The organism is Arthrobacter sp. SLBN-53 (assembly GCF_006715585.1).
GTDB classification, from domain to species: domain Bacteria; phylum Actinomycetota; class Actinomycetes; order Mycobacteriales; family Mycobacteriaceae; genus Mycobacterium; species Mycobacterium neoaurum_A.
This window is the reverse complement of the sequence record NZ_VFNN01000001.1, coordinates 5,264,610-5,284,423: the sequence shown is the minus strand read 5'-3', so window position 1 is coordinate 5,284,423 and position 19,814 is coordinate 5,264,610. Positions and strand designations below refer to the sequence as shown.

At 67.9% G+C, this 19,814-nt stretch carries 21 protein-coding genes; 11 read left to right on the top strand and 10 right to left on the bottom strand.

The window, feature by feature from the left end:
• Window positions 1–12 precede the first annotated feature (12 nt).
• The 7 genes from FBY28_RS25285 to FBY28_RS25255 all read left to right on the top strand — a co-directional run bounded on the left by FBY28_RS25285 (window position 13) and on the right by FBY28_RS25255 (window position 5,614).
• Window positions 13–642: an Rv1363c family protein gene (locus FBY28_RS25285; RefSeq protein WP_216847951.1), complete on the top strand. Its 630-nt coding sequence runs from the start codon at window positions 13–15 to the stop codon at window positions 640–642.
• Window positions 639–1,301 (top strand): Rv1363c family protein, encoded by a 663-nt coding sequence (locus FBY28_RS25280; RefSeq protein ID WP_141869883.1) that lies wholly within the window; start codon window positions 639–641, stop codon window positions 1,299–1,301. The genes FBY28_RS25285 and FBY28_RS25280 overlap by 4 nt, the downstream gene beginning before the upstream one ends.
• Complete coding sequence (locus tag FBY28_RS25275; protein WP_141869882.1) at window positions 1,298–2,095, top strand: DUF3298 domain-containing protein; 798 nt, start codon at window positions 1,298–1,300, stop codon at window positions 2,093–2,095. Before FBY28_RS25280 ends, FBY28_RS25275 begins: the two co-directional genes overlap by 4 nt.
• Entirely contained in the window at window positions 2,092–2,982 is an 891-nt protein-coding gene (locus FBY28_RS25270; protein WP_141869881.1) for an oxygenase MpaB family protein, read from the top strand. The genes FBY28_RS25275 and FBY28_RS25270 overlap by 4 nt, the downstream gene beginning before the upstream one ends.
• Before the next feature lie 9 nt (window positions 2,983–2,991).
• Window positions 2,992–4,341 carry an oxygenase MpaB family protein gene (locus FBY28_RS25265; protein ID WP_141869880.1) on the top strand — a complete coding sequence of 450 codons (1,350 nt, stop codon included), beginning with the start codon at window positions 2,992–2,994 and terminating at the stop codon, window positions 4,339–4,341.
• Window positions 4,342–4,397: 56 nt separating this feature from the next.
• The gene (locus FBY28_RS25260; RefSeq protein WP_216847950.1) at window positions 4,398–4,667 is read left to right on the top strand and encodes a 2Fe-2S iron-sulfur cluster-binding protein; all 270 of its coding nucleotides are present in this window, start codon (window positions 4,398–4,400) and stop codon (window positions 4,665–4,667) included.
• A 260-nt stretch (window positions 4,668–4,927) separates the two neighbouring features.
• Window positions 4,928–5,614, top strand: a complete 687-nt coding sequence (locus tag FBY28_RS25255; RefSeq protein ID WP_141869878.1) for a hypothetical protein — start codon at window positions 4,928–4,930, stop codon at window positions 5,612–5,614.
• 76 nt (window positions 5,615–5,690) lie between these two features.
• On the opposite strand, the gene nadC is transcribed toward FBY28_RS25255, so the two are convergent.
• From nadC to nadA, 3 genes are read right to left on the bottom strand one after another with little or no spacing between them, the layout of a single operon-like run.
• Complete coding sequence (nadC, locus tag FBY28_RS25250) at window positions 5,691–6,566, bottom strand: carboxylating nicotinate-nucleotide diphosphorylase (RefSeq protein ID WP_174241749.1); 876 nt, start codon at window positions 6,564–6,566, stop codon at window positions 5,691–5,693.
• Window positions 6,566–8,176 carry an L-aspartate oxidase gene (locus tag FBY28_RS25245; RefSeq protein ID WP_141869877.1) on the bottom strand — a complete coding sequence of 537 codons (1,611 nt, stop codon included), beginning with the start codon at window positions 8,174–8,176 and terminating at the stop codon, window positions 6,566–6,568. The genes nadC and FBY28_RS25245 overlap by 1 nt, the downstream gene beginning before the upstream one ends.
• On the bottom strand, window positions 8,173–9,222 hold the full coding sequence (gene nadA / locus FBY28_RS25240; RefSeq protein ID WP_141869876.1) for a quinolinate synthase NadA: 1,050 nt from the start codon (window positions 9,220–9,222) through the stop codon (window positions 8,173–8,175). Before nadA ends, FBY28_RS25245 begins: the two co-directional genes overlap by 4 nt.
• A gap of 47 nt (window positions 9,223–9,269) precedes the next feature.
• Here nadA and FBY28_RS25235 point away from each other — a divergent pair, with 47 nt between their 5' ends.
• Window positions 9,270–9,962, top strand: a complete 693-nt coding sequence (locus FBY28_RS25235) for an NUDIX hydrolase (protein WP_141869875.1) — start codon at window positions 9,270–9,272, stop codon at window positions 9,960–9,962.
• Between the two features lie 43 nt (window positions 9,963–10,005).
• Window positions 10,006–11,355, top strand: coding sequence for a lipase family protein (locus tag FBY28_RS25230; protein WP_141869874.1), 1,350 nt, complete (start codon window positions 10,006–10,008; stop codon window positions 11,353–11,355).
• Here FBY28_RS25230 and FBY28_RS25225 read toward each other — a convergent pair.
• Genes FBY28_RS25225 through bioB form a run of 3 tightly spaced genes read right to left on the bottom strand, consistent with a single transcriptional unit; the run spans window position 11,291 to window position 13,237 of the window.
• Complete coding sequence (locus FBY28_RS25225; protein ID WP_141869873.1) at window positions 11,291–11,971, bottom strand: DUF2567 domain-containing protein; 681 nt, start codon at window positions 11,969–11,971, stop codon at window positions 11,291–11,293. The two genes, FBY28_RS25230 and FBY28_RS25225, sit on opposite strands and share 65 nt — an antisense overlap.
• A complete protein-coding gene (bsaP, locus tag FBY28_RS25220; RefSeq protein WP_141869872.1) occupies window positions 11,968–12,216 on the bottom strand; it encodes a biotin synthase auxiliary protein BsaP in 249 nt (82 codons plus the stop codon). Before bsaP ends, FBY28_RS25225 begins: the two co-directional genes overlap by 4 nt.
• A gap of 25 nt (window positions 12,217–12,241) precedes the next feature.
• Window positions 12,242–13,237, bottom strand: coding sequence for a biotin synthase BioB (bioB, locus tag FBY28_RS25215; RefSeq protein WP_141869871.1), 996 nt, complete (start codon window positions 13,235–13,237; stop codon window positions 12,242–12,244).
• A 70-nt stretch (window positions 13,238–13,307) separates the two neighbouring features.
• On the opposite strand from bioB, the gene FBY28_RS25210 reads away from it, so the two are divergent.
• Complete coding sequence (locus FBY28_RS25210) at window positions 13,308–13,892, top strand: TetR family transcriptional regulator (protein ID WP_141869870.1); 585 nt, start codon at window positions 13,308–13,310, stop codon at window positions 13,890–13,892.
• Here the strand turns inward: FBY28_RS25210 and FBY28_RS25205 are convergent.
• The 4 genes from FBY28_RS25205 to FBY28_RS25190 are packed head-to-tail and all read right to left on the bottom strand — an operon-like array spanning window position 13,882 to window position 17,556.
• Entirely contained in the window at window positions 13,882–14,394 is a 513-nt protein-coding gene (locus FBY28_RS25205; RefSeq protein WP_216847949.1) for a 2'-5' RNA ligase family protein, read from the bottom strand. The genes FBY28_RS25210 and FBY28_RS25205 overlap by 11 nt on opposite strands.
• 15 nt (window positions 14,395–14,409) lie before the next feature.
• The gene (bioD, locus tag FBY28_RS25200) at window positions 14,410–15,087 is read right to left on the bottom strand and encodes a dethiobiotin synthase (RefSeq protein ID WP_141869868.1); all 678 of its coding nucleotides are present in this window, start codon (window positions 15,085–15,087) and stop codon (window positions 14,410–14,412) included.
• Between the two features lie 10 nt (window positions 15,088–15,097).
• Window positions 15,098–16,234, bottom strand: a complete 1,137-nt coding sequence (locus FBY28_RS25195; RefSeq protein ID WP_141869867.1) for an 8-amino-7-oxononanoate synthase — start codon at window positions 16,232–16,234, stop codon at window positions 15,098–15,100.
• 29 nt (window positions 16,235–16,263) lie between these two features.
• On the bottom strand, window positions 16,264–17,556 hold the full coding sequence (locus FBY28_RS25190) for an adenosylmethionine--8-amino-7-oxononanoate transaminase (protein ID WP_141869866.1): 1,293 nt from the start codon (window positions 17,554–17,556) through the stop codon (window positions 16,264–16,266).
• 92 nt (window positions 17,557–17,648) lie between these two features.
• Here FBY28_RS25190 and sucT point away from each other — a divergent pair, with 92 nt between their 5' ends.
• Window positions 17,649–19,814: an acetyltransferase SucT gene (gene sucT, locus FBY28_RS25185; RefSeq protein WP_174241748.1), complete on the top strand. Its 2,166-nt coding sequence runs from the start codon at window positions 17,649–17,651 to the stop codon at window positions 19,812–19,814.

Here is a 19,814-nt window from a genome sequence, read left to right as displayed (position 1 = left end):
GAGCAGGACACGATGACCAAGAACGCCGCTACCACCGATGTGTTCGACGCCGTACGCCTCGACGAGGCCCGCTCGGACGCGACCGCAGACGCCGAGCAGACAACCGACGAGAACCACGGTCCCGATCCCGACGGCACCGCCGACGGTACCCCGCCGCCACACACACGCCGATTGTCCCGACGCCGGGCCGCAGTGGTTTTGGTGACACTCGGGGCACTGGGATCCTCAATCTATCTGGGATACAATCTCTTTGAGAATCATCGCGTCAACGCCGCCGCAGATGCGGCGTTACACGCCGCGCGTGACTACGCCCTGACCCTGACCACGCTGGACTCCGCCCACCTCGACGACAACTACACCCGCACCCTCGACGGAGCTACCGGCGAGTTCAAAGATGCATACAGCCAGGGCGCAACTCAACTGCGGCAAATCCTCATCGACAACAAGGCCACCGGAACCGGGATCGTGGTCGACGCCGCAGTGAAATCGGCGACCGTCGATCGCGTCGAGGTCCTACTCTTCGTCGACCAGTCGATCACCAACCTGGCCAACCCCAGCCCGCGCATCGACCGCAACAGAATCGCCATGACCATGCAACGAAACGACGGCCGCTGGCTGGCCAGCAAGGTCGACATCCTGTGAGCACCGACAGCGACACCACGAGGGAAGCGCCGCAGGTGAAATCGGCCGAGGGCCGATCCTCGGTCCACTCGACCGTGGCGCCCGCGGACCATGCGAAGGAAGCGCGAAGACGGCGCGCGGCGATCCGCCAGGTCGTGCTGTGGGCGGTCTCCTTTTTCGTGGTCGGTGCGCGTCGCGCCAGGCGCTGGGTCCTGTGCATCCTCCTGACAGGTTCACTTGCGGCCCTGGCGTATACGAGCTACCTGCTCTACGAACAGCGACACCAGCAAGCCGCAACATCTCAGGCACTCGACACTGCCCGCACCTACGCGGCAACACTGACCACCACCGATCAATCGGCGATCGACCAGAACATCCAGCAGGTGCTCGACGGCGCCACCGCCGACTTCAAAGACACCTACGGACGCGCCGCTTCCCAGCTGCGAAAGATGCTGATCGACAACAAGGTTTCCACGACGGGAACTGTCACCGACGCCGCCGTGATCGGCGCCGACGGCAACGATGTCGAGGTACTGCTGGCCGTCGCGCAGGACGTCTCCAGCGCGGAGGCACCCGAGCCGCGCACGGACTCCCTGAGCGTGACAATGACGATGCGTCACATCGACGGCCGATGGCTGGCCGCGGATGTCGCACTGGCCGGCGGTCAGGACCAACCGTGATCACCCGCGTCAGCGCCGCGACCACCATGGCGCTTGCGGTCTCGTTGACAGTCGCCTCTCCGGCGCACGCCTCGGCGGAGCAGCTGTGCGGCGAAGTCGGCGGGAAGTGGACTCCTCCGCAGTGCACGGTCACCGTGCAGTCCCAACGAAAGGCCACGCTCACAATCACGGTGGATCTCGCCCCAGCGGTACTGGAAAATCGTTCGATCACAACAGAGTTGACCGACTACTACCGAGCCCTGTTCGCCGGCTGGACCGCCACCGGCAGACTGACTCCACGGGATGGCAACGCCACGGCAACCGCGACCACCCACCCCGGTCCAGGGTCCGTCGAGAACCTGATCGTCCACGAAACATTCGCCCCAGCGGGTGTGCAGCCCAACAACGCCTACCGCTCGTTCGTCTTCGATAACGCGACCGGCAGACAACTGGCGCTGCCCGATCTGTTCAAAGCCGGCATCGATCCGTACCGCGCAGTCACCGACGCCGCCGGACCCACGCTGCAGGCGGCACTCGACGCCGCCCCGCCGCCGCATCTGCCCAACACCTACCCCTTCACTGCCGAGCATTGGCAACCCGGCAGTCACGGACCAGGATTCAGCGGCGACTACCGCGCCTTCGCGCTCACCACCGACGGACTGATCCTGTACATGCCCGACCAGCCCATGCAACGCGAAGAACCGACTCCTGAAAGGCAACTCGCCTGGTCCATGGATGGGGGGACGATCACCCTCACCCTCCCGCTATCCGCACTCAGCCCGCTGTTGCGGCCTCAATACGGAGGAACACCATGACCGAGGACCATTCCCTCGAGCGCCAGCCGGTCCTCGACGAGAACTCACTGCTATGGCGGTGGCTCGGCGACATGAGAATCACCTTCGAAGGTGGAACCGCCGGCCTGCTGCAAACAATGCACCCTGCCATCGGTCACGCACTCATCGACCATTCAGACTTCTTCGCCAACCCCGTCGACCGCGTGTTCCGCTCTCTACCGGGCATTCTGGGATCGGTCTACCGAGCAGACGCGGACACGACGGCAACGAGTGTGCGGGACTACCACCGCACCATCACCGGAGAACTGCCCGACGGCAGCCGCTACCACGCGCTGACCCCCAACACATTCTGGTGGGCGCACGCCACATTTCAACGGATGGTCGACCGAGTCGCCCAGCACTGGGACCATCACGATCTCACCACTGCCGAATCCGAACAGCTCTACCTCGAAGGCTGCGTCTGGTATCGCCGCTATGGAGTCAGCACCACCCCGCTTCCCCCGCACCGCTACGCCTTCGAACAGAAGCTTCACACCTACTGCACCCACATCCTGCAACCAAACCCTGCCTCGGACTTCCTCATCGACCTCATCGATCGCGGCGACGTCCCCGATATGAGCGCCTCACCCTCCTACCCCACCACAGCAGCACTCAAGCCCTACACCGACCGACTGCTGCCCAACCCCAGATTCCGCGCCGTGCTCGGCCCACCGATGCGATTGACGATCTTCGGCGGTCTCCCGGCACCGGTGCGCCATCGGTTCGGCATCCGGTGGTCACGACGCGACGAACTCGCCTACCGCGGGCTACGCGCAACCGTTCGGGCCGGCTGGCCGTTGGTGCCCGAATCGCTTCGCTGGCACAGCGAAGCAGCCCACGCACGCAAACGCACCATGACGCCCCGTTAAGGACAGCACATGACCGACATCAACCACCGATCGTCCGCAGAGACTCACGCCTACAACTACTTCCGGACGGCAAATCAGCCCCTGCGTCCCGCGCCGCCGCGCATCGTCATCGACCCGATCTGGACGCCTCCGCGGCGCACCATGCTCACCGATTGGATCGACGACGTCGACATCCACGAGCACCCCTCGCTTCCGCTGCTGCAGGATCACTTCTGGCAAGGTGACCGTTTCATGGATCCCGTGGTCGCCGATTTCCGCGCGATGGGCCCAAGCGCCGGCCGCCGAATGCTCGACACCGCACTCGCCCACGGCATCACCGCAGTCACCGACCCGCCACCGAGCCTGATCGCATTGTTTGAGCACCTCGACCACCCCCCGGCCTGGTATGACCCCGTAAAGTGGGAGATGGGGCGCCGTATGTGGAATAACACGAGCATGTCGGCTCGGTTCGCGATGGCCATCCAAGACGCCATGGGCACCTTCGTCGGCACCGAAGTATCCACTGCGGTCGGGATCACCGGACGGTTCGTGAATGACCTCGTTCGACGCAATGTCGAAACCGCCCAATGGTTTTGCCATGTCACCAAACCGGGCGCCTTGAATCGCGACCGCGAAGAGTTCATGGCGACAGTACACGTCCGCCTCATGCACTCCCAGGTACGGCTGGCGATCCTGAACTCCTGGGACGCAGACGAATACGCTCACCACGGCAATCCGATCAGCACTGCCATGACCATGATCGCCGGCCTGACCTTCGGCCTCATACCCGTCCTGTTCGACCACCGCTGCGGGCGGCGCGCCACCTGGGACGAGCTCGACGCGGTCACCCATTACTGGGCATACATCTCCTATGTGCTGGGCGCCGACCCGGCAATCATTCCGTATACGGCATCCGACGCGCTGGCGATGATGAACTACGGCGTGGCCACTGCCGGCGGACCATCTCGGTGGACACCCACGATGACCGAGGCCGCCATCGAGGGCGTCGACGTCATGGGCGGACCTCGCGGACTGCTGACCCGTGCCGCCCTCACGCCTGTCGCGGGTGCGCTTGCCTTTTTCAGCGGAGAACCCCTCGTGCGAGCCCTCTTTGCCGGAACACGGCTCGCTGAGACGCCTCTGCAACCGTTCCGGATGCTGACCGGTCTCGCCGTTCGCACCGATCTGACGATCCGCAAGCTCGATGACACACTTCCCGGAGCCCAGTGGCGTCGAGCCCGCAGAGCCCGACGCGGTGACCGTTTCGAAGGCGCGGCATACCGCCTCGCTCTGGCGCGGGCGCGACGTCTCGGCATTCAAGCCGACTACACCCAGCATGACAAGCCGCAGGTGCCTGGATGCCCAGCCTCCGCTGGCTGAGGAAAGCACGGAGTATCCGTCCAGCACCCGCGCCACGACACCGTCGGAGCCGACCGTTGGGCGCACCATTCACAGTCACCCTGGCCCGCACAGGTCGCACGGTGTACGTCAGCGAATACGACACCATCGTCGAAGCGTTGAAATCCGCGGGAGTCTCGGTACCCACGCACTGCCGCTTCGGCGCATGCGGCACCTGCCAGACCACCGTGCTCGCCGGCGAGCCAGAACACCGCGACCTATGCCTCGACGAAACCAGCCGACAACACTCGATGATCACCTGCGTGTCACGCAGCGCGTCGAGCGCGCCACTCGTGCTGGATCTCTGACTCACGCAACGAAGATCATGGATGGTCGACATTTACGGTGACCCGAAGGGCCCACGATTTTGTGGGCCAGCCAATCACAAAGTGCGGATTGATATCGCGCAGCGGAGAAGCAGCGCCAATGTCTCGGCCGCATTGCTCGCGCCAGAAGAATTGGAGACTCGTACCGCCTGGCAACCAATCTCGCCAACGCGTCGTGCTCCCGAACGCGGAGACCGCAATTTACGTCGTGGGTTCCGTCCTGCGTCCCATAGGCTCGGTTCATGACGGCTAGGCCCACTGGCACCGGACTCGGCAAACTCGGCATCGCCGTGTCCATGGCCGCCTGCGCGATGGTGGGGTGCGGAGGTGCCGACGCACCCGTCATTGCGCTGCCCCAGGTTGGTTGCCAGGACGTCGACGCCGAGCGTTGGCTCGATGTCCCCGGCAGCGGGCCGGTTTCCGTGCGGGTACCTCAGCCACCGGGTTGGGAGATCAACGAGGACATTTCACGATGGGCCCGGGCGACGATGGCGTCCGACCCGAGCACGGCACCGCCTGAGCCGGTGTTCTTGATCGGTCCGACACCCGAAGACGGCGCCAAGCCGTCGGTCTTCCTGGCGTCCGTAGATCGCGTGGTTCCCTTCGGTTCGCCACCGACCGTCGATGCCACGCTGGTCGATCTGGCCGACAGTTTCGTCCAAGGGCGTACGGACGGCGCCACCGTCGAGGGACCGTCGTCGGCGACAGCGTGCGGCCACGCACTGCGATACTTCCTGACGACCCCCAAGCCAACGCAGGACGACGCGCACCCCGCCACCGGCTACCAATCGCAAAGCGTCTTCGAGGTCGACGGCACGTTCTATGGCGTGCAGATCGGCTACACGCCCGCCAACTCCTCATCGGAGCGCATCCGCCGTGACCTGGACACCATGGTGCGTGGTATCCAGATCACGACAACTGGCCGGTGACCGGCCCCGATGCCGCGATCGGGTGACGGACGCACTTCTTGCCGCCGAACGTCGCACGGGCCTACCCGGTCTCGGGCTAGCTGTCCAATCCGATGTCGAGCACTCGGACCGAATGGGTGAGCGCGCCCACGGCCAGATAGTCGACCCCGGTGGCGGCGTACGCCGCGGCCGACTCCAGCGAAAGCCCGCCCGAGGATTCCAGTTTGGTCGCCGGCGAGCGAGTGTCGCGGCGTTGCACCGCGATCTGGGTCTGCCACACCGGAAAGTTGTCCAACAGCACCAGTTCGACGTCGGCCCCGAGGATATCGTCGAGCTGTTCGAGCGAATCGACCTCGACCTCGCACGCGATATCCGGCGCCGCCGCCCGCACCGCCGCAAGGGCGGCCAGCACCGATCCGGCCGCGGCGACATGGTTGTCCTTGATCAATGCGGCGTCACCGAGCCCCATCCGATGGTTGACGCCACCGCCGACCCGTACGGCGTACTTCTGCAGGGCGCGCATACCGGGCAAGGTTTTACGGGTGTCACGGATGCGTGCACCCGTGCCGTCCACCGCGTCGACCCACTGGGCGGTCGCGGTGGCGATGCCGGACAGATGACAGACCAGGTTGAGCATGGTGCGCTCGGCGGTCAGCAGTCCCCTGGTGGGCGCCTGCACCCGCAGCAACGACTGACCGGGCTGGACCCGGGTACCGTCGGCCAGCCGCTCCAACACGGTGTAACCGTCGGTGCCCAGCACGGCGTCGAGCACCAGCACGGCCACGTCGATACCGGCGGCGACACCGTGCTCACGCGAGGCCATGACCGCGGTGGTGACCGCGTCCGCCCGCACGGTGGCCTCGGTCGTGACATCCGGGCCGTAGCGCAGGTCCTCGTCCAGCGCCCGCTCGATCAGCGCGCGCGCCTCGGCGCGTTCGGTATCGGTCAGTGCGTGCACCTGCACTCCGTTCATCAGCTTGCTCCCAACGGTGCGACGGCCTGCGGCACACCGGATTCGTCGAGTCGCACGGTGGCGCTGTGTGACTGGGCGGCATCGGTATCGGGATGGTCGGCGCGGTGATGACAACCGCGGGATTCGTTGCGCGCCAACGCCGTCGCGGCCACGGCGCGCGCCGTCAGGGTGAGCGCCGCGTCCTCGACACCGATCCGATCGGTCAGTGGCCGTTCGACGGCACCGGACAGGGTCGCGGTGAGCCGCTGCAACCCCGCGGCATCGCGCACGACGGAGGCCTCGCGGCTCATTGCCTGTTGCAACACGGTGCGCTCCAGCATGGGTGCGCGCGGCGGTCCGTCGAACACCGCGCGGGTGGCTCCTGCCTGTTCGGCGTGCGCGGACGCAGCTCGGCCGGCCCGCCCGCCGACGACGAGACCCTCCAGCAGGCTGTTGGAGGCCAACCTGTTGGCGCCGTGCATACCGGTGCGGGCGACCTCGCCCGCGGCGAACAAGCCGGCCAATTCGGTACGACCGTGCACATCGGTGTGCACTCCCCCACAGCTGTAGTGCGCACCGGGCACCACCGGGATCGGTCGGCGCACCGGGTCGATGCCTGCGGCCCGACAGGCCGCAGTGACGGTCGGAAAGCGTTCGGCGACATCGGGTACGCCGGTCGCGTCGAGGTAGACGCAGGAGTCTCCGGTGGCGTGCAGGCGGGCATCGATCGCGGCGGCGACCACATCCCGTGGCGCCAGATCACCGAGCGGATGCACACCGGCGGTCACCGAGTCACCATGGCTGTCGACGAGAATCGCCCCCTCACCGCGCAGGGCCTCGGTGACCAGCGGTCGACGCCCGCCGGCCGCGCCGGTGAACAGCATCGTCGGGTGGAACTGCACGAACTCGATATCGCCGACCGCGACACCGGCCCGCAACGCCAGGGCGACACCATCTCCCGTGGAGCCCACCGGGTTGGTGGTAGCGGCATAGAGATGACCAAGCCCGCCGGTGGCCAGGATGACCGAGGGCGCATGCAGCAGGCCGAGTCCGGCGTCGCTGTGCACCAGCACACCGGTGACGCCGGCATCGTCCCGGCAGATCTGCACCGCCACATGGTGGTGGCGGATATCCAGCTGCGCCGCAGCAGCATTGAGGGCGCGCTGCACCTCGGCCCCGGTGGCATCACCGCCGGCGTGGATGATGCGCCGCCGGGTGTGCCCACCCTCGCGGGTCAGCGACCACTGACCGGGCCGCGATTCGTCGAACCGGGCCCCGTCGGCGACCAGCTCGGACACCGCCGCGTACCCGTCGGCGACGATGGATGCCACCGCGTCGGCATCGCACAGCCCGCCGCCGGCGGCCACCGTGTCGGCCACATGCGCCTGCACCGAATCCTCGGTGCTCGGCAGGACCACGGCGATACCGCCCTGGGCATAGAAGGTGGCCGTCTCACCGACCTTGCTGAGCACCACGACCTTTCGGCCCGCACGCGCCGCGGCCAGCGCTGCGACCAATCCGGCGACCCCGGTCCCGATGACGACGACGTCAGCGCGCTGCTGCCAGAAGCCGGCACCACCGCATGAGCCGGTCCCCCGGTTCGCTGCGCTCCCGCCCCCGGGGGCGATCATTCCCCGCCGCCGGGCTGCCCGATCTCGATCATGCGCTGGACGCTCTTACGCCCGGCCGCGGCGACATCGGCATCGACGTGCACCTCGTCGGCACCCTCGACGAGGCAGCGCAGCAACGCGGCGGGGGTGATCATCTTCATATAGCTGCACGACGCCCGGTCGTTGACCGCGAGGAAGTCGACTTCCGGTGCAGCCCTGCGCAACTGGTGCAGCATGCCGACCTCGGTGGCGACCAGAACCTGGCGGGCGCGGGTCTCACGGGCGGCGTCGAGCATGCCGCCGGTGGACAGGATCTTCACCCGATCCTCGGGCACGGCTCCCTCACCGGCGAGGTACAACGCCGAGGTGGCACAACCGCACTCGGGGTGCACGAACAGCTCGGCATCCGGGTGCGACCGGGCCTGCGCGGCCAGCTCGTCGCCGTTGATACCGGCGTGCACATGGCACTCACCGGCCCAGACGTGCAGGTTCTTGCGGCCGGTGACCCGGCGGACATGTGCACCCAGGAACTGATCGGGGCAGAACAGCACGGTGCGGTCCTCGGGAATGGAGGCCACCACCTCGACCGCGTTCGAGGAGGTGCAGCAGATGTCGGTGAGCGCCTTGACCGCGGCGGTGGTGTTCACATACGACACCACCACGGCGTCGGGGTACTCGTCCTTCCACGCCCGCAATTCCTCGGCCGTGATCGAGTCGGCCAATGAGCAGCCGGCGCGCTGATCGGGAATGAGCACGGTCTTGTCGGGACTGAGGATCTTCGCCGTCTCGGCCATGAAGTGCACCCCACAGAACACGATCGTGTCCTCGGACGCCTCCGCGGCGATGCGCGACAGTGCGAGCGAGTCACCGACGTGGTCGGCGACATCCTGGATGGCCGGCAGCTGGTAGTTGTGCGCCAGCAGCGTCGCGTTGCGCAGATCGGCGAGCCTGCGCACCTCCGCGGCCCAGTGCCCGTCGGGCACGATGCCGCCGTATCCGCCGGGGCCGTCGACGATGCGTGCAGCCAGCACGCTGTTGAGTGCGCCGGTGCGATCCAGGACCGTCATGGCAGTCTCCTTTTGCCTACCGAGGTTTTCGACTTATGATCGAAAACATGGCTCATCGTAGCACCGCGCACGAAGTGCTCGCCGTCGTGCTCCAGGTTCGCCGGCTGGACACCAAAAACCCCCAGCTCAGCGTCCTGTTGTGGGAACGCGCGATGGATCCCGAACGTGGCGCCTGGGCCCTACCCGGCGGTCAACTCCGACACGACGAGGACATGGTCAGTTCAGTTCGGCGTCAACTCGCCGAGAAGGTCGACCTGCGCGAGCTGGCACACCTGGAGCAGTTGGCGGTGTTCTCCGACCCGGCCCGGGTGCCGGGTGCGCGCACCATCGCATCGACCTTCCTCGGCCTGGTGCCCTCCCCCGCCACCCCCGAGTTACCACCGGACACCCGCTGGCACCCGGTGTCGAACCTTCCGCCGATGGCCTTCGACCACGGCACCATGGTCGAGAACGCCTGTGCCCGGCTGATTGCCAAGCTGTCCTACACCAATATCGGTTTCGCCTTGGCACCAAGGGAATTCGCGCTGTCCACATTGCGAGACATCTACAGTGCGGCACTGGGCCACCCGGTCGACGTGACCAATCTGCAGCGTGTGCTCGAGCGTCGACAGGTGATCCTCAGGACCGGCACGACGGCGCGTTCCGGCCGCAGCGGCGGGCGACCCGCGGCGCTGTACCGCTTCACCGAGGACAGGTATCGGGTGACCGACGAGTTCGCGGCGTTACGGCCACCCGGGTGAGTCGGACTGGATTCTTAGACGGTTCTTAAGTAACAATGCCCGGATGGACTTTGGCAGCTCCGCCGTATCGGACGCCGAGTGGATCGGCGCCGTCCCACATGAGGCGCTCGACCGACGCGCCCGCCCGCAGCTGCCCGAGGACGATCCGTTCTATGTGGCCCCCGAGGGCTTCCAGCACGCCACCCCGGGCACCGTCCTGCGCAGCAGGGACGTCGAGCTGGCCTTCCTCGGCCTGATCCCGCAGCAGATCCGGGCGGTGCAGCTGCTCTACCGGACCACCGATATGAACGGCAGGCCCGAAGCCGCCGCCACGACGATCGTCGTCCCGGCAGAGCGTGGTCCCGAGCAGATCTGCCCGGTGGTCTCCTACCAGTGCGCGATCGACGCGATCACCTCGCGGTGCTTCCCGTCCTACGCCCTACGCCGCCATGCCGTGGCGCCCGGCTCGGTGCCGCAGTTCGAGATGCTGCTGGTGGCCGCCGCGATCGCCGAGGGCTGGGCGGTCTCGGTACCCGACCATGAGGGGGTCAACGGCAGCTGGGGCACACCATACGAGCCCGGCTACCGCATCCTGGACGGGTTACGGGCGGCCATCGGCTCCGAGCAGCTCGCACTCTCCCCCGAGGCGCCGATCGGCCTGTGGGGATACTCCGGCGGGGGACTTGCCAGCGCCTGGGCCGCCGAGATGAGCGGGACCTACGCCCCCGAGCTCAATATCGTCGGCGCGGTGCTCGGCTCCCCGGTCGGCGATCTGGGCCGCACGTTCCGCAAGCTCAACGGCACGTTCGCCGCGGCACTTCCCGCACTGGTGGTCGCCGCGCTGGCCGACGTCTACCCCGGTCTGCAGCGGATCATCGCCGAACACACCAGCGAATACGGTCGTGACCTGCTGGACCGGTTGCACCACATGACGACGGTGGAAGCCATCATCCGGTTCTGGCGCACCGATATGGGCGATCTGCTGGACCAACCGCTGGAAAAGATCCTGTCCACACCCGAGGTGCAGCACGTCTTCGACGACATCAAGCTCGGCGCCGCGGTGCCGACCCCACCGGTGCTGATCATCCAGGCCGTGCACGACGAGATCATCTCGGTGGACGGTATCGACGAGCTCGCCGACACCTACTCATCCGGTGGCGCACACGTCACCTACCACCGGGACATGTTCAGCGAGCATCTGCTGTTGCACCCGATGTCGGCTCCGATGGCGTTGCGCTGGTTGTCCGATCGTTTCGCGGGCCGACCGCTCGGGGCCAACCTGGCGCGCACCACATGGCCGACGCTGTTCAACCCGTCGACCTACCGCGGTATGGCGCGGTTGGCGGTCATCACGGCGAAGGTGCTGACCGGACGGCGTCTTCGCCGGCTGCCGCTGTCGGTCCTGGACCGCTGACCGGCACGACCGGCGGGTAGATCCCGGGATAGCGCGCCGGCGGCCACGCGCCGAGATCATCACGAGCGGCCGACACGGCCAGCAGCGCGTACGTCATCGCCGCGACCGCGGCGGGCAGCAGAACGGTCGCGGCCACCACCAGCGGACCGTGCCCGAAGAACACCGCGGGCGCCTCCAACACGTAGTGGACGCGGTCGGTCTCACTGACCGGGGCGGTGTTCACGTCGATGCTGCCGTAGCGCCAGTGGACCAGCACCGCACCGATTCCGGCCGCGACCCCCGTCGCGCCCGCCGCCCCGGCCGCCAGCGCGACCAGCAGCACCGGACCTCGGTGAGCCCGCCACTGCCAGACCGCCACGGCGGCGACGACGGCGACCACGCCCACGAAGCCGACGAGCAGGAACGCCCCGAGGAACAGCTGGTCGGAGTCGTTGCCCAGGTAGGCCTTGACCCGGTCACCGGACCGGGTGAGCGCGACGATGCCCCTGGCCGGTGGTGCCAGCCATGCCCACAACGCACCGATCGGCACGCCGGTCACCAGCAGCGCGAGGAAGACCCGCGACGCGGCGGTCCGCCGGGCGGTACGCGGCGGCGCCACCTGCTCGGCCACGATCATCGGCGCGCGTCGAGATCGATGGAGTCGACCGCACCGTGCCGCGAGCATTTCGCCCACCAGCCGGTGGGGCGCACCTGAACGATCATCCGGCGCCCACATGCGGCGCAGAACCGCGGCGGTTCCAGCCCCAACGCGGCGGCTGTCGGGACGGCCGCGGCCGCCTCGTCGCCCAGCTCGACACCGGTGTAGAGGTTGTAGACACCCGCGGCCACCGGTGCCGGCAGCGCCTGGGATTCGTCGATCATCACCCTGTCAGTTCTACAGCGCGCCCTAGAGCGTCGCGTTGAGAGCCTTGATGGGCATCTGCAGATCGTCGAGCAGTTCCAGATCGGCCTCGGCGGGCCTGCCCAGTGTCGTGAGGTAGTTGCCGACGATCACGGCGTTGATACCGCCCAGGATGCCCTGCTTGGCGCCGAGGTCACCGAGGGTGATCTCGCGTCCGCCGGCGAAGCGCAGCATGGTGCGGGGCAACGCCAGCCGGAACGCGGCGACGGCCTTGAGGGCCTCGGCGGCCGGCAGCACCTCCAGATCACCGAACGGCGTGCCCGGCCGCGGGTTCAGGAAGTTCAGCGGCACCTCGTGCGGGTCGAGCTCGGCGAGGTTGGCGGCGAACTCGGCGCGCTGCTCCAGCGTCTCGCCCATCCCGAGGATGCCGCCGCAGCAGACCTCCATGCCGGCCTCACGCACCATCCGCAGGGTGTCCCAGCGCTCTTCCCAACTGTGGGTGGTCACCACATTGGTGAAGAAGGACCGCGCGGTCTCCAAGTTGTGGTTGTAGCGGTGCACGCCCATCTCGGCAAGGCGTTGCACCTGCTCTTCGGTGAGCATGCCCAGCGAGCAGGCGATCTGGATGTCGACCTCGTTGCGGATGGCCTCGATACCGGCGGCGACCTGGGCGAGCAGTCGCTCGTCGGGACCTCGCACGGCGGCCACGATGCAGAACTCGGTGGCCCCGGTCTTGGCGGTCTGCTTGGCGGCTTCCACCAAGCTCGGGATGTCCAGCCAGGCGCTGCGCACCGGGGAGGCGAACAGTCCGGACTGCGAACAGAAGTGGCAATCCTCGGGGCAACCGCCGGTCTTGAGGCTGATGATGCCCTCGACCTCGACGTCCGGGCCGCACCACTTCATCCGGACCCCGTGGGCCAGCTCGAGCAGATCGTCGAGTCGATCATCGGGCAGCTGCAGCACCTGCAGGGTCTGGTCCTGGTCGAGACCGACTCCGCGATCGAGTACCTGTTCGCGCGCCACAGCCAGAATGTCGGTCATCGGTGAACCTCCGTCGGGGATGCCTTGAACACCGTTCAAGCTTGAACGGTGTTCAGGTTAAGGTAAGCGTGTGCAGCTCCACAAACGGGATGTCGTCGACGCGGCGACGGCACTGCTGGACGATTTCGGTATCGCCGATCTGACGATGCGCAGGTTGGCCCGTGAGCTCAACGTCAGCCCCGGCGCTTTGTACTGGCATTTCGCCAACAAGCAGGAACTGCTCGGCGCGGTTGCCGACCGGATCCTGCAGCCCGCCCTGGAGCAGCCGACCAGCGGCTCCTGGCGCGAGCAGCTGGACACGGCGTGCCGCCGGCTGCGCGACGCCCTGCTGTCGCATACCGACGGCGCCGAACTGGTGTCGGCGAGTTTCGCGGCCGGCCAGTCGGCCGCGATGGCAGAGATCGTCTCCTGGCTGAGCACCGCGGCAACCGAGGCCGGCGTGGCGCGGGCACAGTCCGAACTCGCCGCCCGCACCGTCGTCTACTACGTGCTGGGATTCACCGTCGACGAACAGTCCCGCCTGCAGTGGGACGCCGCGGGCGCCGACCTTCCCGAATGCCAGTCCGCACTGGCCGGTGATGCCGGCCAGCGATTCGGATTCGGCCTGACCCTGCTGATCGACGGGATGGCGGCCTACAAGTCCCTCACCCGGTGATCGGCTGGACGATGCGGGCATTGCCGTCCCAGTGACGCAGGCCCGCAAACTCGCTCTCGATCTCTCGCGCCGCCGCGGCGATCTCGCACACCGCGGCCAGCTGCTCGGCCCCGATCCGCCGGGCCACCGTCACGTGCGGTGTCCAGCTACCGGGACCGGTATGCGGTAGCGCACCGGAAGTCATGTGCGGCAAGCAAATTCGATGTACCTGTGCATGCAGGTCCAGCAGTTCGGCGGAGGGGACGACCAGCAGCGCCACCGTGTAGCGACCGTGACCGAACACCACCGGTGCGCCGAGCCGGCACGGCACCGGGAGGTGCGGGAGCGCCGCGACCAGATCGGTGTCGGCCGCGCGCGAGATGTCCTCACCGACGGTCAGCGTCGTGTGTGGCCGGTTGCTGGCACCGGTGTGATCGGCCTGACTGGGCAGGCCAGCATCCTGTAACGCTGTCCAGATCCGACGCACCGCGGCATCGCCGAGGTCGTCGAGGGTCAACTCCACCGAATGCACCACGCGCTAGGCCAGTCCCGCGAGCCAGCGGCGGTCGAAGGACTGCGCGGCGAGTGTCTCGAACTCCCGCGGAGTCACTCCCCCCGCGCCGGCGGGCAGCACCGCCCGGATCTCCCCGAGTTCTGCCAGCGCGGCCCGGTTCCCCTGCTCGGCGATACCGGGCTGTGACGGCCACGATCCGACGACAAGTCCGGCGCTGTCCAGCCCGTGCCCGGCGAGGGCTTCCAGGGTCAGCGCCGTGTGATTGAGAGTGCCGAGGCCGGGCGCGACGACCACCAGTACCGGCGCGCCCAGTGCCTTGGCCAGATCCCGCAGCGTCACGCCGTCGGCACCTAGTTCGACAAGCAGACCGCCGGCGCCTTCCACGACGGTCAGCCGCCCGGGAGCGTCGGCGGCCCGCACCGCGTCGAGCAATTCGGGCGCGGTCGGCAGTGCCAGCTCGGCCCGGCTCGCCGCGGCGACCGGAGCCAGCGGTTCGGGATAACGCCAACCGCCGTGCAGCGCCGTGATGCCGGCGAGCCTGCCGACCTCACCGAGATCGTCGTCGCCGTCGATGGTTCCGGTCTGCACCGGTTTGCACACCGCCACATCGAGGCCGGCCAACCGCGCCGCGCACGCCAACGCCGCGGTCGTGACCGTCTTGCCGACCCCGGTGTCGGTGCCGGTGACCATGACGATGCTCATGCGTTCTCGCTCACCCGAGAACCTCGGTCAGCACCGCACGGGCCAGCGCCATCTCCTCGGCGGTGAGGGCGGCCCTGGCCGTCAACCGCAACCGCGAGGTCCCGGCAGGCACCGTCGGCGGACGGAAGCACCCGACCCGCACGCCACGATCCAGGCATGCCGCCGCCGCGGCGACGGCGACCTCGGGGTCACCGAGGATGACCGATACCACGGCCGAGGTGGGTTCCTCGGCGACATCGCAGATCCGGGCCAGCTCGGCTGCCCTGGCCAGCACCGCACCCGCCAGCTGCGGCTGCGCGACCAGCACCTGCAGTGCCGCGAGCGCCGCACCGACGGCGGCCGGGGCCAGCCCGGTGTCGAAGATGAAGGTGCGCGCGGTGTCGATGAGGTGTGCCCGCACGGCGGCCGGGCCGAGCACCGCGCCGCCCTGACTGCCGAGCGCCTTGGACAGCGTCGTGGTCATGACCACATCCGGCGCGCCGGCCAACCCGACCTCGTGCAGCAGACCCTGCCCGCCCGCACCGCGCACGCCGAGACCGTGCGCCTCGTCGACGACCAGCAGCGCACCGAATCGGCGGCACACCTCGTGCAGTTCGAGCAGCGGGGCCAGCACCCCGTCGGTGCTGAACACCGACTCGGTGACCACGACGGCACGCTCCTCGGACCGGGCCGACAGCGCATCGGCGACCGCCGCGATATCGCGGTGCGGGGTCACCGCGATGCGGGCCCGCGACAGCCGGCACGCGTCGACGATCGAGGCATGGGTCAACGCGTCGGACACCAGCAGCGAGCCGGCACCGGTCAGCGATACCAGCGCCCCGATGTTCGCGGTGTAGCCCGAGGAGAACACCAGGGCCGACTCGAATCCGGCGAAATCGGCGAGCGCGGCCTCGAACTGCTCGTGCAGCTCGGTGTTACCGGTGACCAGGCGCGAGCCCCCGGCACCGGCACCCCAGGTGCGCAGCGCCTGCACGCCGCCGGCCAGCACATCGGGGTGCTGGGACAACCCCAGATAGTCGTTGGAAGCCAGATCGAGCTCGGTACCGACGGGCTGGCGGGCGCGCAACGTGCGGCGCAGCCCCTGGGCGCGGCGGCGCTCCTCGACACCGGCCAGCCAGGCCAATGGGGAAAGACCGGTGCGTGTCACTGGACGTCCTTTCGACACTTGAACACCGTTCAGGTTAATGCACGCGCGACCGCCACCATCCCCGCACCGATCTGACTCACCTCGTCCGGCGTACAGATGAAGGGCGGCATGGCATAGACGAGCCTGCCGAACGGCCGCAACCACAATCCGTGCTCCAGCGCGGTCTCGGTGGCCACCGCCATGTCGACCGGTTCGGCCATCTCGATGACACCGATGGCACCGAGCACGCGCACATCGGCCACCGAGGCCAGCTCGCGCGCCGCTTCCAGGCCGGCCCGCAGTCCCGCCTCGATCCCACCGACCGCGCCGCGCCAGTCCCCCTCCAGCAGCAGCTCGACGGCGGCCACCGACACCGCACAGGCCAGGGCGTTGGCCATGAATGTCGGTCCGTGCATCAACGCGCCCGGGTCACCGCTGCTGATCGTCGTGGCGATCTCGGCGGTGCACAATGTCGCGGCCAAGGTGACATAACCGCCGGTCAACGCCTTACCGACACACATGATGTCGGGGCTGACACCGGCGTGGTCGGCGGCGAACATCTCCCCGGTGCGGCCGAATCCGGTGGCGATCTCGTCGAAGATCAGCAGGACGTCGTTCTCGTCGCAGATCCGACGCAGTTCGACCAGGTAGCGCGGATCGTGGAAGCGCATCCCGCCGGCGCCCTGCACCACCGGTTCGACGATCACCGCGGCGAGCTCGTCGGCATGTTCGGTCAACTGTGCCTCGAACGCGGCGACATAGGAGGTATCGAACGGACCGGGCACCGCGGGCGCGAAGACCTGCCGGACCAGCACATCGCTCCAGATGGCGTGCATACCGCCCGCGGGATCGCACACGCTCATCGGAGTGAAGGTGTCACCGTGATACCCGCCCCGCCAGGTCATCAGCCGGTGCTTGCCTGGGCGGCCGCGGCTGCGCCAGTACTGCAACGCCATCTTGGCGGCCACCTCCACCGAGACCGAGCCCGAATCGCTGAAGAACACCGTCTCCAACCCGGCCGGGGTGATGTCGACGAGCAATCGGGCCAGCCGGGCGGCGGGCTCGTGGGTCAGACCGCCGAACATGACGTGGTTCATGGTGGCCAGTTGCGCACTCAGCGCCGCGTCCAGGCGGGGGTGTCCGTGCCCGTGCACCGCGGTCCACCACGAGCTCATCGCGTCCAACGCGTCGATACGCCGTCCGCGGTGATGCAGTTCGAGCCAGGCGCCGCGGGCGGCGGTCGCCACCACCGGCGGCATCGCCGCGGGGCCCATGGTGCTGTAGGGGTGCCAGATGTGCGCGGAGTCGATCGCGCCGATCTCGGCCGGCGTCAACGCGGGCATGGATCCGGACACTATCGCCTCGCCCGGCAGGTGTGACGCCGCGCCCGTGGCCTGAGGCACCCAGAATAATTGGGTAGATTGACTCCCCGACCATGATGACCCTCGCTCCAGCCCGACCTGCGCGTACCGACGGCCCGGTGCCCACCGGCACCACGACCGGCACCCGCACCTCGGGCTTCTATCGGCATGACCTCGACGGACTTCGCGGTGTCGCCATCGCACTCGTCGCGGTGTTCCATGTCTGGTTCGGACGGGTCTCCGGCGGCGTGGACGTCTTCCTGGCGCTGTCGGGGTTCTTCTTCGGCGGACGGCTGCTGCGCTCGGCATTGGACGAGGCGACCGCCATCCGGCCGGTGCCCGAGGTCATCCGGCTGGTCCGACGGCTGTTGCCCGCGCTCATCGTGGTGCTTGCCGCCGCCGCGGTACTGACCATCCTGATCCAACCCGAGACTCGCTGGGAGACGTTCGCCGACCAGAGCCTGGCGAGCCTCGGTTACTACCAGAACTGGGAACTGGCCAACACCGCTGCCGACTATCTGCGCGCGGGTGAGACCGTCAGCCCGCTGCAGCACATCTGGTCGATGTCGGTGCAGGGCCAGTTCTACATCGCCTTCCTCGCCCTGATTCTGACGCTGGCCTATGCGCTGCGCGGCAGGCTGGGCAGGCATCTGCGGACCGTGTTCATCGTGGTGCTCGCCGCCGTCACCATCGCCTCGTTCGTGTACGCGATCCACGCTCACAACACCGACCAGGCCATCGCCTACTACAACAGCTTCGCCAGGGCCTGGGAGTTGACGCTCGGGGCGTTGATCGGTGCCCTGGTCCCCTACGTCCGGTGGCCGATGTGGCTGCGGACCATCATCGCGACCCTCGCACTGGCGGCCATCCTGTCCTGCGGTTGGCTCATCGACGGTGTACGCGAGTTCCCCGGACCGTGGACGCTGGTGCCGGTCGGCGCGACCGTGCTGTTCATCCTGTCGGCGGCCAACCGCGCCGCCGACCCGCGCACCGACGGCGCGCTGCCTGCGCCGAACCGGCTGCTGGCGACCCGGCCGTTCGTCTGGCTGGGCTCCATCGCCTATTCGCTGTACCTGTGGCACTGGCCGCTGCTGATCTTCTGGCTGGCCTACAGCGGCAAGGAACGCGTCGATTTCGTCGACGGCGCCGTGGTGCTGTTGGTCTCCGGTGTGCTGGCCTGGCTGACGATGCGCTATGTCGAGACCCCGCTGCGCTACCGGGCACCGGCGCGATCGACTGCCGCCGTGGCGATCCCGTGGCGTACGCGGCTGCGCCGCCCGACCATCGTGCTGGGTTCCTTCGTCACATTGCTGGGCGTCACGCTGACCGCGACATCGTTCACCTGGCGCGAGCATGTCACCGTCGAGCGGGCCAGCGGTAAGGAGCTGTCGGGGCTCTCGGCCAGGGACTACCCCGGGGCACGGGCACTGATCAACCACGCGAAGGTTCCGAAGCTGCCGATGCGCCCGACGGTGCTGGAAGCCAAGAACGACATCCCCGAATCGACGCCGGCCGGTTGTATCAGCGATTTCGACAATGTCGACGTCATCAACTGCACCTACGGGGACTCCGAGGCCACCCGCACGATCGCGCTGGCCGGTGGATCGCACGCCGAGCACTGGATCACCGCCCTCGACCTGCTGGGCCGGCTCCACGATTTCAAGGTCGTCACCTACCTGAAGATGGGCTGCCCACTGACCACCGAGCAGAAGCCTCTGGTGATGGGTGACAACCGGCCCTACCCGAAATGCCGGGAGTGGAACGAGAAGGTCATGCCCAAGCTGCTGGCCGACAAGCCCGACTACGTCTTCACCACCTCCACCCGGCCGTGGAACATCAAACCCGGCGATGTGATGCCCAGCCAGTATCTCGGGATCTGGCAGGAGTTCCTGGACGCGGGTATCGACGTGCTGGCCATGCGTGACACGCCGTGGCTGACACGCAACAACAAGCCCTACTTCCCGGCCGACTGCCTGGCCAGCGGCGGTGACGCCGTCTCCTGCGGTATCGATCGGGCTGAGGTACTGTCCGACGTCAACCCCACCCTCGACTACCTGAAACGGTTCCCCAACCTCAAGCCGCTCGATATGACCGACGCCGTGTGCCGACCGGACTTCTGCCGGGTAGTGGAGGGAAATGTGTTGATGTATCACGACTCTCACCATCTGTCGACGACCTACGTGCGTTCCATGACCAACGAACTCGGGCGGCAGCTCGCGGCCGCGACCGGCTGGTGGTGA

Excerpts from the sequence above, each read along its gene's own strand:
- FBY28_RS25285 (WP_216847951.1), top strand. The coding sequence starts at position 13 with ATGACCAAGAACGCCGCTACCACCGATGTGTTCGACGCCGTACGCCTC.
- FBY28_RS25270 (WP_141869881.1), top strand. The coding sequence starts at position 2,092 with ATGACCGAGGACCATTCCCTCGAGCGCCAGCCGGTCCTCGACGAGAAC.
- FBY28_RS25265 (WP_141869880.1), top strand. The coding sequence starts at position 2,992 with ATGACCGACATCAACCACCGATCGTCCGCAGAGACTCACGCCTACAAC.
- FBY28_RS25255 (WP_141869878.1), top strand. The coding sequence starts at position 4,928 with ATGACGGCTAGGCCCACTGGCACCGGACTCGGCAAACTCGGCATCGCC.
- nadC (WP_174241749.1), bottom strand. The coding sequence starts at position 6,566 with ATGAACGGAGTGCAGGTGCACGCACTGACCGATACCGAACGCGCCGAG.
- FBY28_RS25245 (WP_141869877.1), bottom strand. The coding sequence starts at position 8,176 with ATGATCGCCCCCGGGGGCGGGAGCGCAGCGAACCGGGGGACCGGCTCA.
- nadA (WP_141869876.1), bottom strand. The coding sequence starts at position 9,222 with ATGACGGTCCTGGATCGCACCGGCGCACTCAACAGCGTGCTGGCTGCA.
- FBY28_RS25235 (WP_141869875.1), top strand. The coding sequence starts at position 9,270 with ATGGCTCATCGTAGCACCGCGCACGAAGTGCTCGCCGTCGTGCTCCAG.
- FBY28_RS25230 (WP_141869874.1), top strand. The coding sequence starts at position 10,006 with ATGGACTTTGGCAGCTCCGCCGTATCGGACGCCGAGTGGATCGGCGCC.
- FBY28_RS25225 (WP_141869873.1), bottom strand. The coding sequence starts at position 11,971 with ATGATCGTGGCCGAGCAGGTGGCGCCGCCGCGTACCGCCCGGCGGACC.
- bsaP (WP_141869872.1), bottom strand. The coding sequence starts at position 12,216 with ATGATCGACGAATCCCAGGCGCTGCCGGCACCGGTGGCCGCGGGTGTC.
- bioB (WP_141869871.1), bottom strand. The coding sequence starts at position 13,237 with ATGACCGACATTCTGGCTGTGGCGCGCGAACAGGTACTCGATCGCGGA.
- bioD (WP_141869868.1), bottom strand. The coding sequence starts at position 15,087 with ATGAGCATCGTCATGGTCACCGGCACCGACACCGGGGTCGGCAAGACG.
- FBY28_RS25190 (WP_141869866.1), bottom strand. The coding sequence starts at position 17,556 with ATGCCCGCGTTGACGCCGGCCGAGATCGGCGCGATCGACTCCGCGCAC.
- sucT (WP_174241748.1), top strand. The coding sequence starts at position 17,649 with ATGATGACCCTCGCTCCAGCCCGACCTGCGCGTACCGACGGCCCGGTG.